The organism is Mesorhizobium sp. 131-2-1 (assembly GCF_016756535.1).
GTDB lineage: Bacteria > Pseudomonadota > Alphaproteobacteria > Rhizobiales > Rhizobiaceae > Mesorhizobium.
This window is the reverse complement of record NZ_AP023247.1, coordinates 5,560,217-5,574,476: the sequence shown is the minus strand read 5'-3', so window position 1 is coordinate 5,574,476 and position 14,260 is coordinate 5,560,217. Positions and strand designations below refer to the sequence as shown.

At 61.3% G+C, this 14,260-nt stretch carries 14 protein-coding genes; 7 read left to right on the top strand and 7 right to left on the bottom strand.

The genetic code is table 11. From position 1 onward, the window contains the following. Nucleotides 1–21: 21 nt before the first annotated feature. Entirely contained in the window at nt 22–1,185 is a 1,164-nt protein-coding gene (locus tag JG743_RS26985; protein WP_202294570.1) for a mandelate racemase/muconate lactonizing enzyme family protein, read from the bottom strand. A gap of 351 nt (nt 1,186–1,536) precedes the next feature. Here JG743_RS26985 and JG743_RS26980 point away from each other — a divergent pair, with 351 nt between their 5' ends. Further along, nucleotides 1,537–2,238, top strand: a complete 702-nt coding sequence (locus tag JG743_RS26980) for a GntR family transcriptional regulator (protein ID WP_244672921.1) — start codon at nt 1,537–1,539, stop codon at nt 2,236–2,238. An 87-nt stretch (nt 2,239–2,325) separates the two neighbouring features. Here the strand turns inward: JG743_RS26980 and JG743_RS26975 are convergent, their stop codons facing one another. From JG743_RS26975 to JG743_RS26960, 4 genes are read right to left on the bottom strand one after another with little or no spacing between them, the layout of a single operon-like run. Continuing rightward, complete coding sequence (locus JG743_RS26975) at nt 2,326–2,721, bottom strand: VOC family protein (RefSeq protein WP_202294564.1); 396 nt, start codon at nt 2,719–2,721, stop codon at nt 2,326–2,328. 55 nt (nt 2,722–2,776) lie between these two features. After that, nucleotides 2,777–3,610 carry an alpha/beta hydrolase gene (locus JG743_RS26970; RefSeq protein WP_202294561.1) on the bottom strand — a complete coding sequence of 278 codons (834 nt, stop codon included), beginning with the start codon at nt 3,608–3,610 and terminating at the stop codon, nt 2,777–2,779. Next, nucleotides 3,607–5,055: an NAD-dependent succinate-semialdehyde dehydrogenase gene (locus tag JG743_RS26965; protein WP_244673225.1), complete on the bottom strand. Its 1,449-nt coding sequence runs from the start codon at nt 5,053–5,055 to the stop codon at nt 3,607–3,609. Before JG743_RS26965 ends, JG743_RS26970 begins: the two co-directional genes overlap by 4 nt. Nucleotides 5,056–5,113: 58 nt before the next feature. Beyond that, nucleotides 5,114–6,343, bottom strand: a complete 1,230-nt coding sequence (locus JG743_RS26960) for an iron-containing alcohol dehydrogenase (RefSeq protein ID WP_202294555.1) — start codon at nt 6,341–6,343, stop codon at nt 5,114–5,116. A gap of 174 nt (nt 6,344–6,517) precedes the next feature. Between JG743_RS26960 and JG743_RS26955 the strand changes: the two genes are divergently transcribed. Next, on the top strand, nt 6,518–7,216 hold the full coding sequence (locus JG743_RS26955; RefSeq protein WP_202294552.1) for a GntR family transcriptional regulator: 699 nt from the start codon (nt 6,518–6,520) through the stop codon (nt 7,214–7,216). 64 nt (nt 7,217–7,280) lie between these two features. Beyond that, on the top strand, nt 7,281–7,874 hold the full coding sequence (locus JG743_RS26950; protein ID WP_202294547.1) for a DJ-1/PfpI family protein: 594 nt from the start codon (nt 7,281–7,283) through the stop codon (nt 7,872–7,874). A 68-nt stretch (nt 7,875–7,942) separates the two neighbouring features. On the opposite strand, the gene JG743_RS26945 is transcribed toward JG743_RS26950, so the two are convergent. Then, nucleotides 7,943–8,833, bottom strand: a complete 891-nt coding sequence (locus JG743_RS26945; protein ID WP_202294544.1) for a GntR family transcriptional regulator — start codon at nt 8,831–8,833, stop codon at nt 7,943–7,945. 166 nt (nt 8,834–8,999) lie between these two features. Between JG743_RS26945 and JG743_RS26940 the strand changes: the two genes are divergently transcribed. The 4 genes from JG743_RS26940 (at nt 9,000) to JG743_RS26925 (ending at nt 12,930) form a co-directional block, all read left to right on the top strand. Continuing rightward, nucleotides 9,000–10,052: an ABC transporter permease gene (locus tag JG743_RS26940; RefSeq protein WP_244672920.1), complete on the top strand. Its 1,053-nt coding sequence runs from the start codon at nt 9,000–9,002 to the stop codon at nt 10,050–10,052. Further along, the gene (locus tag JG743_RS26935) at nt 10,049–10,834 is read left to right on the top strand and encodes an ATP-binding cassette domain-containing protein (RefSeq protein ID WP_202294541.1); all 786 of its coding nucleotides are present in this window, start codon (nt 10,049–10,051) and stop codon (nt 10,832–10,834) included. The genes JG743_RS26940 and JG743_RS26935 overlap by 4 nt, the downstream gene beginning before the upstream one ends. A gap of 94 nt (nt 10,835–10,928) precedes the next feature. Next, the gene (locus tag JG743_RS26930) at nt 10,929–11,843 is read left to right on the top strand and encodes a sugar ABC transporter substrate-binding protein (RefSeq protein ID WP_202294538.1); all 915 of its coding nucleotides are present in this window, start codon (nt 10,929–10,931) and stop codon (nt 11,841–11,843) included. Between the two features lie 73 nt (nt 11,844–11,916). Further along, nucleotides 11,917–12,930, top strand: a complete 1,014-nt coding sequence (locus JG743_RS26925) for a zinc-binding alcohol dehydrogenase family protein (protein ID WP_202294535.1) — start codon at nt 11,917–11,919, stop codon at nt 12,928–12,930. A 96-nt stretch (nt 12,931–13,026) separates the two neighbouring features. Here JG743_RS26925 and JG743_RS26920 read toward each other — a convergent pair whose 3' ends face one another. Further along, nucleotides 13,027–14,049, bottom strand: a complete 1,023-nt coding sequence (locus JG743_RS26920; protein WP_202302997.1) for an aminopeptidase — start codon at nt 14,047–14,049, stop codon at nt 13,027–13,029. Nucleotides 14,050–14,260: the final 211 nt, after the last annotated feature.

Here is a 14,260-nt window from a genome sequence, read left to right as displayed (position 1 = left end):
GTTGTCTAACAAGCTTTCGCTTCATCCAGCGCTCGCCGCGAGGTTGGCACGCCCATCAACCCGCGGGTTGACCGGCGCATCACCAAGTTCTTCGCGCGACAGGATTTCGGGGCGCGTCCAATCCAGACGGGCAGTTTCCGACAAAACCAGCCCATGGCCCGGTCGATCGGGCGCATGAACCCAGCCGTCATGAATTTCGATTGTCTGCTCGACCAGGTGATCGAAGTTCTGGAACGAGTACTCGAGCCACTCCACTTCGGGCAGCGCACAGGCCATGTGGACGCCGATTTCGAGAAACGTATTGCCAAGCGTCACCGGAACGCCAAGTTCGGCTGCCAGCCAGCCGATCCGCATCACATCTGTCACCTGCCCATGGACATTCAGCATGTCGGTCGCCCCGGCCTGCATCAACAGGCGCTTGCCGGCCGCATCGAGGTATTCGCCTGAATTGATCATCGTCCAGGGCGTCGCCGCCTTGAGGTTGCGAAGACCGTCGAAGTCATGGCGCAGGATAGGGTCCTCGACCCATAGCAGATCATAGCCAAGGCTATGAATTTTCTGCAGTTTTACCGATGCCTCTTTGGCTCCCCAAGCCTCGTTGGCATCAATCATGATCGACGAGCCGGGCCGCACTGTCTTTCTCAACAGTTCCAGCCGGGACAGATCCCGGTCGAAATCGGGATGCCCCACCTTGATCTTGAACGCGCGGTAACCAAGGGCATCGGCATGGGCAAAGAACGCCTGGAATTCATCGTCGCTGAGGTGGAAATCGAGACCGGATGCGTAGGCTTTCACGCGCTTGCGCCGGCTTCCCAGCAGCTCGTGCAACGGCAGGCCGACCAGCTTTGCGCCTAGATCCCACAACGCAACCTGGAGGGCTTCCTCGAAAGGCAAGCCGAAGGCGCGCCGGTTTCCGCCGCGAGGCCGCTGGACCCGATGCACAAGCGCCAAAGGCGATTGCCCGACAAGACCGGGCCAGGCTTCCTCGTCAAAAACCCGAACGATCTCCGCCTGGTCCGGCAGGGGGTGAAACAAGCTCTGGATAAAGCCCAGCCCGACCAGGCCATTCTCGGCAACGAGCTCAAGCGCGGCCACGTGTGCCGTATCGATGCGAACCTGACTGTCACCGATGGTCCGGTCACGAGCGAATTGATAGCGGGTAATGCGATAGTCTGCGATGCGCATACTGGGTCTCTGATATGTCAGAAGGCGATTTAGATATTTCAGATTTGGGAAAGAGGCAAGCGGCTAGGCACAAAACGACGGCCCACAGCACGCCAGTACAGCGGGCAATGCCTTTGTCGACCGGGCTTGTGCGCGAATTCACCAAGCGTTCTGGGAGGTGGGGCAAGAGATCTGTGCAGAGCGACGAACTCCAAACAGCTCAGGATACCGGTTGCGCGCTGCGCGATGAGCCCCGGTCAGCCATATCCGGCACGAGTGAATTGATAACCGGCAATGCGATATTCTAGGATGTGCACGACAGGTAATGTTTCAGAATCCTGTTTAGATATTTCAGATGCGGAGGCAAGAAAAGTGGCTCAGCACGAAGATCAGCCCGACGCGGCCGCCGGAGCAGCAGCGGGCCAACGCCTTGGCGATCGTGCCTACACGCGAATTCTCGAGACGCTGTTTGAGCGGAAGATCCCCGCGGGGGCCTTTCTGTCGCAAGGCGATCTTGTCGAAATGCTGCAAATCCCTGTTGCGCCGCTGCGCGATGCGCTCAAGCTGCTCGAGGCGGAGGGGATCGTCATCATCCATTCGCGCTCGGGCATCCAGTTCGTCAAGCCCGGGTTCGAACTGACCAGGTCGACCTACCAGTTTCGCAGCATTCTGGAGCGGGCGGCGACAGGGGTTTACGCGCAAACCGCCGAAGAGGCGGACCTGGCGGAACTGGAACGACGGCACCTGGCGGTCATCGAAGAGATCGAGCGCAGCGGGCTCACTGACCAGGTCAGAGCCGACCTCGAGCAACTCGAGACCTTGCTGCATCACTCCATCATAGCCAGCCTGAACAATCCATTGATCGACAGTTCCTACAAGCGGCTTCACAATTACGTCCGGCTGATCCGGTTGGACAGAAAAGTCACCGTGCCTCTAGTGCTGCAATCCCTGCGCGAGCACATGCAGGTCATCCTGGCATGCAAGGCACGCGACCCGGAGGCAGCAGCGGCGGCGATGCAGGCGCATCTGGCGTCGGCCCTGCAGCGCGGCCTGGGCCTCTACTACGGCTACTAGGCTCAGGGTGCCGTTCGGGATGGTAGGGGTCGGCTCGAAGCAGCGGGCATCGACGCTGTTTTTCGGAGCATCCGCCGACTTCTGCCGTCAGGACGGCTCGACGCGCAGCACCCGCCCGGTTCCATCGGTGACGAAGCTGCCCTTGGTTTGGTCAAGCATCACCAGGGTATTGCCAAACGGATCGCGCACGACCGCGCAACGGCCGATCGGGATGTCGAACGGCTTCTTGATAATCGCGCCACCCGCGTCGACAAAACGCTCCAGCGCGGCGTCGACACTGTCCACAAGCAGATCCACCTCGGGACCAAGCTCGGTGTGCAGGACCAGCTCCGTGTCCGTTCCCGGCATTCCCAGCCCGGCTGCAGCTGGCGATCGCCAGAGGAGCGGATGCCCAAGGGTTTTGGAGTAGAACCCCAGGGCGGCGTCCAGGTCCGCCACCTTGAGCATCACGCAATCGATCTTGTGGAACAGTGGTCCACTCATGGCACCTCCGACGCTGGCGCGAGCCCAGACAGCTCACTGGGCTCATGATCGCGCTCTAAAAGGAACGACCGGCCACGACGCGAGCCAACAGTGACGCGGCGTCGGTGCCCGCCACGCCAAGGTCGCGGACGCTGCTCATGTGATTGGCCGCCGCCAGAGTTGTGCGCGAGACAGCCAGCCCTTGTTTTTCCAACTGGTGCGTGAAGATCGCGGCCTGGCTCTGGAAGGGCGGCGTTTCATCGGCGCCGACCGAGATCTCTACAGTCACGGATGGATCGAAGCTGTGGTTGATCGGCGAGAACCGGCGGGTTTCTTCATCGGTGATCGCAATCTCGGCGGCAAGGAATGACATCTGCAATGGCTTCAGGTCGTAGAGGCCACCGAGCAGCAGCGCAGCTTTGATGCCGGAAGGCCGGTTGTCGCCGTCGAAAAGCATCGTTGCCAGATGCGCGCCGGCGGAATGGCCGCTAACTGTCAGCAGCCCGGGATTGCCGCCATGGTCTGCGATATGGTCAAGCACCCATCTTTTGGCGCGCCGCACCTGGTCGACGATCCTGGCCATCCTGACTGCCGGCATCAGCGCATAGTCGACAATGACCGCGATCGCTCCTGCGCTCGTAACGGTCTCGGCGACATAGGAATAATCACGCTTGGAGAACATGCGCCAATAGCCGCCGTGGATGAACATATGCACCGGCAGGCGGTCCCGTTTGCCCTCGGGAAAGAACAGGTCGATGGTCTCGGTGGCGTCATCTCCGTAGGCGACATCGGCGACCATTGGAACATTCGTCCTGGTATCCTCGCTTCTGCGCACGATCTCGGCGACGATGTCGTCGAACTCGACCACATGATCGCGAATGCGAAACGGATCTTTGGCGTGTCCGCTCATAGGGTCACGGCGATGTACTTCGCCTCCATGAACTCGGCAACGCCGTGCTTTTGACCACCTTCGCGGCCCAGTCCGCTCTGCTTGACCCCGCCGAAAGGAGCCGCCGGGTCCGACATCAGGCCACGGTTCAGGGCGATCATCCCGGACTCGATCTTCGATGCCACGCGCATCCCCCGGGCCAGGTCACGCGTGTAGATATAGGCAGCGAGACCGTATTCGGTGTCGTTGGCCTTCGCGATGGCGTCCGCCTCGCTGTCGAAGCGCATGATCGGGGCCACCGGACCGAAGATCTCCTCATGGACCATCGCGGCGTCAGCGGAAACGTCGCGAAGCACCGTCGGCGGGTAGAAGTAGCCTTTGCCCTCGGCGATCGCTCCGCCGCACAGAACCTTGGCACCACGGGCGACCGCGTCCTGGACGAGCCGGTCGATCTTGTCTGTGGCCTTCCTGGTGATCATCGGGCCGCATTCGGTTTCCGCGTCTGTGCCAGGACCTACAGTGAGGGCAGCCATGCGTTTGCGCAGTCCATCCGCGAAGGCATCATGGATGCCGGCCTGCACGTAAAGCCTGTTGGCAGCCGTGCAGGCTTCGCCGGCGTTGCGCATCTTGGCAACCATCGCACCGTCGAGCGCTGCTTCCAGGTCGGCGTCGTCGAAGACAATGAACGGAGCATTGCCGCCAAGTTCCATCGAACAGGAGATGACGTGTTTTGCGGCTTCGGCAAGGAGCGCGCGGCCGATACCGGTCGAGCCGGTGAAGGACAGTTTTCGCACGCGTGGATCGGCCAGCATGGCAGCCGTCACCGGCCCGGGGGTCGAGGTCGTCAAGACGTTGACGACGCCGGGGGGCACGCCGGCTTCCTCGTAGAGCGCTGCAAGCGCATAGGCGGTCAGCGGCGTCTCACTGGCGGGCTTCAGGATGACGGTGCAGCCGGCCGCCAGCGCCGGCGCGATTTTGCGTGTCGCCATGGCGGCCGGAAAATTCCATGGCGTGATCAGCACGCAAATGCCGATGGGCTGGTAGTCGACGATGATCCGGTTCGCGCCCGAGGGTGCATGGCCGAACTCGCCGCTGATGCGGACCGCCTCCTCGGCGTTCCAGCGGAAAAACTCAGCTGCGTAGGCGACCTCACTGCGCGCATCGCGTAGCGCCTTGCCGTTCTCCAGCGAGATCAGCGCAGCCAATATCTCCGCCCGTTCGGTCATCAGTTCGAAGCAGCGCCGCAGGATTTCCGAACGCCTGCGCGGTGGGGTTTCGCGCCAACCAACGGCTGCCTTCGCGGCTGCGTCGACGGCCGAGGCGGCGTCGGCAAGCGTGGCGTCGGGAACAGCCGCGATCACGGCTTCGGTTGATGGATCGACCACTTCGATCACACGGCCCTCCGACGCAGGCTGCCAGCGCCCGCCGATGTAGAGACCGTGCGAGACCGTGGCGTAGTCGAACATGTCCTGATCCTCGTCGGATATGGCTGCGGCGATATTCATGGGATGAGCTCCTGGTCGATCACATCATGGTGGCGGACATGTCGCCGTCATAGGCACCCCTGACCAGCCGTCGCATCTGGGCGAGGTCGAACGGGCGCGGATTGTTCTTGATCAGTCGGTCGATGCCGAGTGCCTGCTCGGCCGTCCAGTCGATCTTGTCCTCCGGAAGACCAAGTTCAGCCAATGTCGGTGTGATGCCGATGGCACCGAACAACCGGCGCACCTCTCTTATGGTGGCATGCGCCAGTGCATCGGCATCGTCGCCGCCCTGCTGGGAAAGTCCGAGAGCGGCGCCGACTTCGGCAATCTCCGCGGCAGCGGCGGGGAGGTTGTAGGTCATCACATACGGCAGCATGGTGGCCACGCCCAGACCATGCGGAGTATGGGTAAGCGCTCCGACGGGATATTGCACCGCATGCGCCGCGGCGGTTCCTGCAGTGCCGAAGGCGCAGCCTGCGGCCATCGCTCCCATCATGACGTCGGCGCGCGCATGCTCATCCGATCCGTCGCGATATGCATTTTCGAGACTGCGACCGAGCAGCCTGATGGCCAGAAGCGCGAAATGGTCGGTCAGAGCGCTCTTGCCGACGAAGACATGCTGCTGCGGCAAATTCGGATCAGCGCTGCGTTTCCCCGCTGTGAAGGCCTCGATTGCGTGGGTCAGCGCGTCGGCGCCGGCGATCGCCGTCAGCGAGGGTGGACATGTCGCCGTCAGATCCGGGTCGCAAAGCGCCACAGCGGCGATGAGATGGGGACTGGCGATCCCCACTTTCAACGTCCGATCCGGGTCGGAGATCACGGCGACGGGGGTCACCTCCGAGCCTGTACCGGCCGTGGTCGGCACTGCGATCACGGGAAGGGTAGGGCCGGGCACCTTGAACTCGCCATAGTAGTCCTGAAGCTCGCCGCCGTGGCTGAGCAGAAGTGCAGCGCTCTTGGCCATATCGAGGCAACTGCCTCCGCCCATTCCGATCACCATGTCCGGCTTGAAATCCTTCGCCTGCGCAATGCAGGCGGCGACGCTGTCGCGAGGCACATCGGGCAGCGTTCGGTCGTAGACCAGCGTCTCTATCGCGGCATTGCGCAAGCCAGCAAGAATTTCGGCGAACTGCGATGTCGCCGCGAAACGCTCGTCGGTGCAGACGAACGCGCGCCGGCCGAATTTGGCGGCAACGGCAGGCAGTACTTGGCGCTGGCCTTTGCCAAACAGGATCTCGCGTGGCAGGCGCGCCGCTGCAAACAAGGTCATGCACAGGACCCTTCGAAGGCGGCTCGGGAGCCAAGAGAATTGGCTTCATCCAAGAGACCAGCCCCGACGCTCCGGGTCATTCTCATGCGATATCCTCCAGGAAATCGTATAGGATATAGGATTGAATTGCGCGGAGCATCGTGTTAGTGAGCGCTTCTGTCAAGAGGCAAAGCTATGCAGCATCCGGACCTGACCGCTGAAAATGAAGCCCGCCCGACCGGCCGTATCCAGCGCGCCAACAGCCTGGCTGGCGACGTTTACGAGGCAATCTTCGCGCAGCTGATGTCTTTGAGAATTGCTCCGGGGTCGCGCATCACGGTCGACAATCTCGTGAAGGAATTCAACGTCTCGCATACGCCCATTCGCGAAGCGCTTGGCCGGTTGGAGGGGGAGGGCCTGGTGGTGAAGACCCACCTGATCGGCTATCGGGCCGCCCCGCAAATCACCCGCCGCCGCTTTGACGAGCTCTACGAGCTGCGCCTACTGCTTGAACCTGCTGCCGCGGCCAAAGCCACCGCTACTCTGGATAGCGAGCGCCTGACCGTGCTGCGGGAAGCAGCTGGCGTCATGGCCCGGCGGGTGGGGAAAGACGAGCGCCTGCGTTATTCGAACTTCGCCCGTCAGGACGCGATCTTCCACGACAAGATCGTCGAGTTCGCCCAGAATGAGCTCATTCGCGAGACGCTGAATCACCAGCATACCCACTTCCACATCTTCCGCTTGATGTATCACTCGCGGGTGACCGAAGAGGCGCTCGACGAGCACGAGGCCATTCTCGCTGCCTTCTCCGCGGGCGATCCGGAAGCCGCCGAAAAAGCCATGCGTGTGCACATCGAGAATTCGCGGGACCGGCTCCTGCCTGCGTTCGAGTAGCCATCGCGATCTCCTGGCGAGGCGCCAAGTGCACCTCGCCCTGCCACAAACCGAGAGGAAGACCATGCCAGGCAAAAAGATACTGATGCTGACCGGTGAATTCACCGAGGAATATGAAATCTTCGTCTACCAGCAGGCGATGGAGGCCGTCGGCCATACTGTTCATGTCGTCTGCCCCGACAAGAAAGCCGGCGACGTGATCAAGACATCGCTACACGATTTTGAGGGGGATCAGACCTACACCGAAAAGCCCGGTCACAATGCGCTGATCAACAAGACCTTTTCCGACGCCGAGAAGCAGCTGAGCCAGTACGACGCCGTCTACTGCGCCGGCGGTCGTGGCCCGGAATACATCCGCACCGACAAGCGCGTGCAGGCGATGGTGCGTCATTTTCACGAGGCCAAAAAGCCGATCTTCACGATCTGCCATGGCGTCCAGATCCTGATTGCGGTCGACGGCGTCGTTCGCGGCAAGAAGGTCGGCGCGCTCGCGGCTTGCGAACCGGAGGTGACGCTGGCTGGCGGCACTTACATCGACCTGTCTCCCACCGATGCCTATGTCGATGGGACGATGGTTTCGGCCAAAGGCTGGACCGCGCTTGCGGCGTTCATCCGTGAATGCCTGAAGGTGCTGGGAACGGAAATCCGCCACGCCTGAAACTTTGCCTCGACGCATTCCTGAGGGGATGCGTCGGGCTCCCCACGGCGTCCAACTTCCGTCATTCGTCAGGTCCAGGTCAGCGAACGCATCAGCGTTGCTCTTGCCGAAGCGAGATGCGCCTGGCAGGCCCGTTTGATGCGCTCTGAATCACGGCTTTCGAGCGCATCGATATAGGCGAGATGCTCCAGGATCGCCGCCTGATTGCGCTGTTTTTCATCATGCTTGTTCCACTGATAGTGGTAGTGGAAAATGAAGCTGATGATATCGTAGAAATCGTCGATGAAGCGGTTCGGCGAAGCCTCGTTTATGAGCCGATGAAACCGGTTGTCGAGGCCCGAGAAGTCGTGAAATCGGCTTTCAATCCGCTTCAGCAGTTCGGTGTGGGCAATCTTGAGCACGGCCAGCTTCTCCCACAGGGGAGAAGTGTCGGGCTGTCGTGAAAACAGATGCGCCGACCGCAGCTCGAACATCACCCGGATCTCGAACAGCTCAAGTGCGAAATCTTCCGTAAAGCCCTTGAAAAGCCAACCCGTGTTCGGCCTTTTTTCGAGCAGCCCAAACCGGCTGAAGCGGATCAGGAACTCGCGAATTCCGTTGGTTGCGACACCGAACTGCCGTGCGAGCTCGAGCTCGTTGATGCTGGTGCCGGGTCTGGTGTCACCGCGCAGCATCCACTCCATGAACTGCTGTTCCACGTGCTTGGCCCGTGACGTGGTTTCGGCGTCGGGATAGTAATCGCTCTCCTCGACCGCACGGCCTGCCGTCCTGACGCCGCTGCGCTCGGCGATAAGTTCGCGCTGGGCAAGTTCTCTCAGGACCTTTCGGACAGTCGTGCGGCTGCCTCCCATTCGCCGTCGAAGCTCATTCTCGGAAGGAAGCTCGCCGCTCAATTGTCCGTCGCGCAGCATACTGGCGACGCGGTTGAAAGCCTTCTTGTAGACAGTGTCGGTTCGCATCGGATCTACCTCAAAGCAACACCTTGTTCTTTCCAGCGTGAACTTTATCCATAAAAAACAACTTGACCAAGTGATGCCGGTTGTTTTTTATCGATAAGAGGAAGCTAAAATACAGCATAAGTTTTTTGACGACGAGGCTTACGCAGGCCCCGGCGGGGAGGGGAACTTGCCTGAAACGGGAGACACCGGCACCACTGTCGGCGAGGCCGCATTGCGAGCACCAAGGAAGCAAGACGCCGTTCCCGGCCTTGCGCTCGGCTTGGCCCTGCTGAGTGCTGGTCCGGTTGTCATCCTGGCGTTGCTGATTGTCGTTCTCAGTTTTCTGTCACCCTATTTCTTGACGGGGCGCAACCTCAGCAACATCCTCGCCCAGACTGCCGTCATCTCGGTTGTGGCGATGGGCCAGCATCTGGTCATCTTGACACGCGGGATCGATCTCTCCGTTGGCTCGAACGTGGCACTGGCTTCGGTCGTCGGCGCGCTCAGCTTCCATGCCGGCGCTCCCGCCGCCGTGGTCATCGCGGTCATGGTGGGCTGCGGTGCGGCGGTCGGCGCCATCAACGGGCTCTTCTACGTCTTCGGCCGGTTGCCGCATCCGTTCATCATCACGCTGGCGACATTGAGCATCGCCAAGGGGTTGGCGCTCCAACTGGCTGACGGGCGGGCCATCCCCGGAATGCCGGATGCCATCGACGCGCTTGGCCGCGAGGCGGTCTGGGGTCTGCCGGGATCGGTCTTTGTGGTCGCGGGCGTTGCCGCGGCAATTTTCGTCATGGCCAAGACGATGGTCTGGGGCCGCTGGATCTATGCCGTCGGCGGCCGGCCCGACGCGGCCGTGCGCATGGGCATTCCCGTCTCCTGGGTCCTGGTTTCGGTCTATGTGATCTCGGGGCTGTGCGCCGGCATCGGTGCGGTAATCCTTGCCGGCCGCACTGACGCCGGCTCACCCCTGTTCGGCAATCTGCTGGAACTGGATACGATCGCGGCGGTGATCATCGGCGGTGCCAGTTTTCTCGGCGGCCGCGGCCATCTGGGCCATGCCTTGATCGGCGCCATCATGATCGGCGTCATCCGCAACGCGCTCAACCTGCTCAACGTCAACGTCTTCTTCCAGCTCATCGTTATCGGCGTGGTCATCGTCATAGCGGTCGAGTCCGACGTGCTGCGCAACTATCTCGAAGGGCGCGTGCGCGTCATGCAGGCCGGGAGACAGTCGTGAGTGCCGTTCCTGCAAGCGTCGATCATGCAGGCACCGCGGAATATCCTGTCCTTGCGGTACGCGGTGCGACCAAGCGTTTCGGCTCGGTTGTGGCGCTGGACGACGTCAGCATCGAGGTCCGACGCGGCGAGATCCTGGGGCTTCTTGGCGACAACGGCGCTGGCAAGTCGACGCTGACCAAATGCATCAGTGGGGTGCACCAACTCGATGCCGGCGCGATCCTTCTGGACGGTGCGCCAACGCAGATACGCTCCCCTGCGGATGCGCGCTTCGCCGGCATCGAGACCGTCTACCAGGATCTGGCGTTGTTCGACAATCTGACGCCGGGACAGAACTTCTTTGCCGGTCGCGAGTTGGCGTGGCCGCAATGGCTTCCTCGCGGCATGCGATTTCTTCAACAGCGCAGGATGGATGCCGAAACGCGCATTCTGCTCGCCAATTTGAAAGTCACCTTGCCAAGGCTGGACGCCGTCGTTGCCATGATGTCGGGCGGACAGAGGCAAGCCATTGCAGTGGCCCGTTCGACCGTATTTGCCCGCAAGGTCGTGATCCTGGACGAGCCGACCGCCGCACTTGGGCTGCGTGAATCGCGACAAGTGCTCAACCTGGTCGCTGCCCTGCGCGACCAGGGAAACGCCGTCATCCTGATAACCCACAACATGGAGCATGTCGTCGAGCTTGCCGATCGCGCCGTGGTGCTTCGCCAGGGCCGCAAGGTCGGCGAACTGGTGCCGACCAAGGACAACAAGCAGGAGCTGGTCTCCTTGATCGTTGGAGCCTGATCCGTTCGAGATTTGGGGACCGTTACGGTCCGCAAATGACTGAAGCGACTTCCGTCGGAAGCCGCCTCAATTCCAAGGGAGGAATGGAATGCCAATGAACCGAAAACTGTTCGCTGGGCTGGCGCTCGCCGTTGCGTGTGCGATGCCGGCTTCGGCCGCCGACAAGATCAAGGTCGGCCTGATTACGAAATTCCCGGTGCCGTTCTACTCAACCATGGAGGATGCCGCCAAGAAATACGCGGCCGCTCATCCTGAAGTCGAACTGGTCACCGGCCAGGGCCAGGCGGCAACCGACATCGAGGGCCAGATTGCGCTCATCGAGTCCATGATCACGCAAGGCGTCAAGGGACTGGCGATCACCCCGGTCGATCCTACGGTCGCGCCGTCGCTCGACAAGGCGGTCGCTGCCGGCATCAAGGTGGTTTTGGTCGACAACAGCATCCCTGGCTGGAAAGGCCAGACGGCATTGGTTTCGACCAACAACCTCAACGGCGGCAAGATCGCCGGAGAGTACCTGAAGACCGTGCTCAAGAGCGGCGACAAGATCGGCATTCTGCAAGGCGTCCCCGGAGTGCCGGCGCTGGACGACCGGGTCACCGGCATGATGGAGGGCCTCGGCGACGTCAAGGTCGAGGTGGTCGGCAAGGGCGCGACCAATTGCACGCTCGAACTTGGCACGTCGGTGACCGAAGACATCCTGACCGCCAATCCCGATCTCAAGGCGATCTACGCAGCCTGCGGACCGCCAATCCCGGGAGCCGTCAAGTCGATCAGCAATGCGGGGATCGCCAACGACAAGATCATCCTGGTCGGCTTCGACGCCTGCTGTGGTGAAATCGAAGCGATCAAGTCCGGAGCGGAAGATGCCAGCGTTGCGCAATTTCCGGCAAAAATGGGCGAGCTTGGCATCGATACCGTCGTCAAGGCGATCCGCGGGGAACCCGTCGAAGCCAATGTGGATACCGGTGCAGGACTGGTGACGCTGCAGAACGTCAAAGACTTCGAATAGGCTCCACACCTTGGCCCGGCGGTGATCTCCCGCCGCCGGGTTCTTTTTGGATCATTTCAGGAAGATAATTCGCATGAAAGCGCTCGTATGCCGAAAGCCTGGCGAATTGATCTTCGAGGATCGCCCGGCGCCCGGCCCGCCTGGCGCCGGATGGGTGCTGGTCAGCGTCAGCCATGTCGGCATCTGTGGCACCGATTACCACATTTTTGAGGGCAAGCATCCCTACCTGGCCTATCCACGTATCATGGGGCATGAACTCGCTGGCACCGTGACCGCGGTAGGCGAAGGCGTCACCATCGAGGTCGGTGAGCGGGTCGTCGTAAATCCCTATTTTGCCTGCGGCAAATGCATTGCGTGCCGTCACGGCAAGCCGAATTGCTGCGTATCGATCGAGGTGTTGGGCGTTCATCGCGACGGCGGCATGTGTGAGGAATTGCTGGTGCCTGCCGGCAACCTCTACCCGGTCGCAGGGCTGCCGCTCGTTCACGCGGCTGCTGTCGAGTTCCTGGCGATCGGCGCTCATGCCGTGAGACGCTCCAGGCTTGCTGAGGGCGCACGTACGCTGGTCATCGGCGCCGGGCCTATCGGACTGGGTACGGCACTGTTTGCGCGCATTGCTGGCCAGGCGGTGACGATCATGGACACCAGCAGGGAACGGCTCGACTTCGCCGAAAGCCAACTCGGGTTTCCCGTCATCGACAGTGCTTCGGTTTCACCTGTCGATCTGGTGCGGGAGCGAACCGGTGGTGATTGTTTTGACCTCGTCTTCGATGCGACCGGCAGCAAGGCCTCGATCCAAGCCGCGTTCGGTTACGTGGCCCATGGCGGCGCCTTGATAATGGTAAGCGTCGTCAAGGACGAGATCAGCTTCTCCGACCCCGAATTTCACAAACGCGAGATGATGATGATCGGCAGCCGCAACGCGCTTCGCGTCGACTTCGACCACGTCATGACGGCAATGCACGATGGCGCCATACCCGTAGGCAAGCTCATAACGCACCACACCACCGTTCAGGACAGCCCGCGCGATATTCCTCGTTGGGCATATCAGAAGTCGGGGCTTATCAAGGCCGTGATCGCCTTTTAGCAGGTCAACGTTTCTGACAGGTCCGGACCACCACCCACATCCGCTTCCCCGGCCGATCAGCGACAGCACCGCTGCGGACCTCTATGCTTGTTCAAGTCAATCACACGTAGCAGCGGCCTCAAGCGCTTCGGCGCGGGAAGGTTTGGGCAGATCCGCGATGCGTCGAACGGAAGCGTAGAACCTTGGATAGTCGCCGGAGCATAGGTCGAACAAGCGAAGAAACGCCGGAACCTGTTCGCCGTAGACGGCAGTCGCGGCGAGCTTTGCGTTGTTGATCGGAGCATCGAACCAGGCGTCGTATCCCCGGTATCCGGCCCAGCGCTTGTCGCGCATTTGCCGGTAGCGCATCCGCAGCCCGTCGATCGCGGCTGCCTTGGCAGGCGCCTTCTGCTCCGAGCTAAGGGAACCTTCGTAGACGTGGCCCAATTCGTCCCGGGTTTTCGATAGCAGTTCAAGAAAATCGGCCCTGCGCTTGCGATCGGCTTCGTAGCGGCGCAATCCGGCGCGATTGCCAGTTGCGCGGAGCCATTTCCTCACGCCGCTGGTTTCGACGGCAACCGCGAAAGCCTCATTGAAGGCGGAGTCGTCATTCACATAGAGGCGCTGATGCGCCAGTTCATGAAAAATAAGGCTGGCAAGATACGTGTCGTCCTGACCGAGCATCGTGCTTAGCAGCGGGTCACTGGACCAGCCCAGTGTGGAATATGCGGTGATGCCCGTGACATAGACGTCCAGCCCCTGCCGATGAAGTTCGACGGCGCTTTCAGCCGCTGATTTCCGGGCAAAGTAACCCCGGTACGGAACGCAGCCGAAAACCGGAAAGCACCATGTTCGTGGCGCAAGCGAGAATTGCGGCGCGGCGAAAACGGCCCAGGTCACAGCGTCCCGATGGATGTCGACATAGCTGCGGTAGCTGTTGTTTTCGGGCAGTGCCAGTTCGTCTGTCGCAAACCGTCTTATGGTGCTTGCCGACGTCAACTTGGCGCGCAATGCCTCAGGCGTCGAAGGATCATGGATCAGTTTTCCGACATTTTCGCGCGCCGCCATGATCTGCACATGGCCCTCCAATGACTGCGCGTAGTAGGAAATGCTTGTGCAACCGGTCACCCCGGATGCCATTGTCACCGCGGCAAGCAATCGAAAAACGCGCTTCACAGCTTGCCCACCGCCGGTTCGACTCCCCATGCAGCAAAGTCCCGATTGCCCCCGGTCTCAAACAGGCGCACCGATTTTCGTCAAGGCCTGGAGCGGCCAGCGGGTCGGAGTTTCGACCTTGGCAGGATTGGCAAATGCGGCCATTCGCCTATCAATCGACCTTGTCGAAAGCGGA

Bases quoted from the DNA above. Each gene is read 5' to 3' on its own strand.
- JG743_RS26985 (WP_202294570.1), bottom strand. From the start codon at position 1,185: ATGCGCATCGCAGACTATCGCATTACCCGCTATCAATTCGCTCGTGAC.
- JG743_RS26975 (WP_202294564.1), bottom strand. From the start codon at position 2,721: ATGAGTGGACCACTGTTCCACAAGATCGATTGCGTGATGCTCAAGGTG.
- JG743_RS26970 (WP_202294561.1), bottom strand. From the start codon at position 3,610: ATGAGCGGACACGCCAAAGATCCGTTTCGCATTCGCGATCATGTGGTC.
- JG743_RS26965 (WP_244673225.1), bottom strand. From the start codon at position 5,055: ATGTTCGACTACGCCACGGTCTCGCACGGTCTCTACATCGGCGGGCGC.
- JG743_RS26960 (WP_202294555.1), bottom strand. From the start codon at position 6,343: ATGACCTTGTTTGCAGCGGCGCGCCTGCCACGCGAGATCCTGTTTGGC.
- JG743_RS26955 (WP_202294552.1), top strand. From the start codon at position 6,518: ATGCAGCATCCGGACCTGACCGCTGAAAATGAAGCCCGCCCGACCGGC.
- JG743_RS26950 (WP_202294547.1), top strand. From the start codon at position 7,281: ATGCCAGGCAAAAAGATACTGATGCTGACCGGTGAATTCACCGAGGAA.
- JG743_RS26945 (WP_202294544.1), bottom strand. From the start codon at position 8,833: ATGCGAACCGACACTGTCTACAAGAAGGCTTTCAACCGCGTCGCCAGT.
- JG743_RS26930 (WP_202294538.1), top strand. From the start codon at position 10,929: ATGAACCGAAAACTGTTCGCTGGGCTGGCGCTCGCCGTTGCGTGTGCG.
- JG743_RS26925 (WP_202294535.1), top strand. From the start codon at position 11,917: ATGAAAGCGCTCGTATGCCGAAAGCCTGGCGAATTGATCTTCGAGGAT.
- JG743_RS26920 (WP_202302997.1), bottom strand. From the start codon at position 14,049: ATGGCATCCGGGGTGACCGGTTGCACAAGCATTTCCTACTACGCGCAG.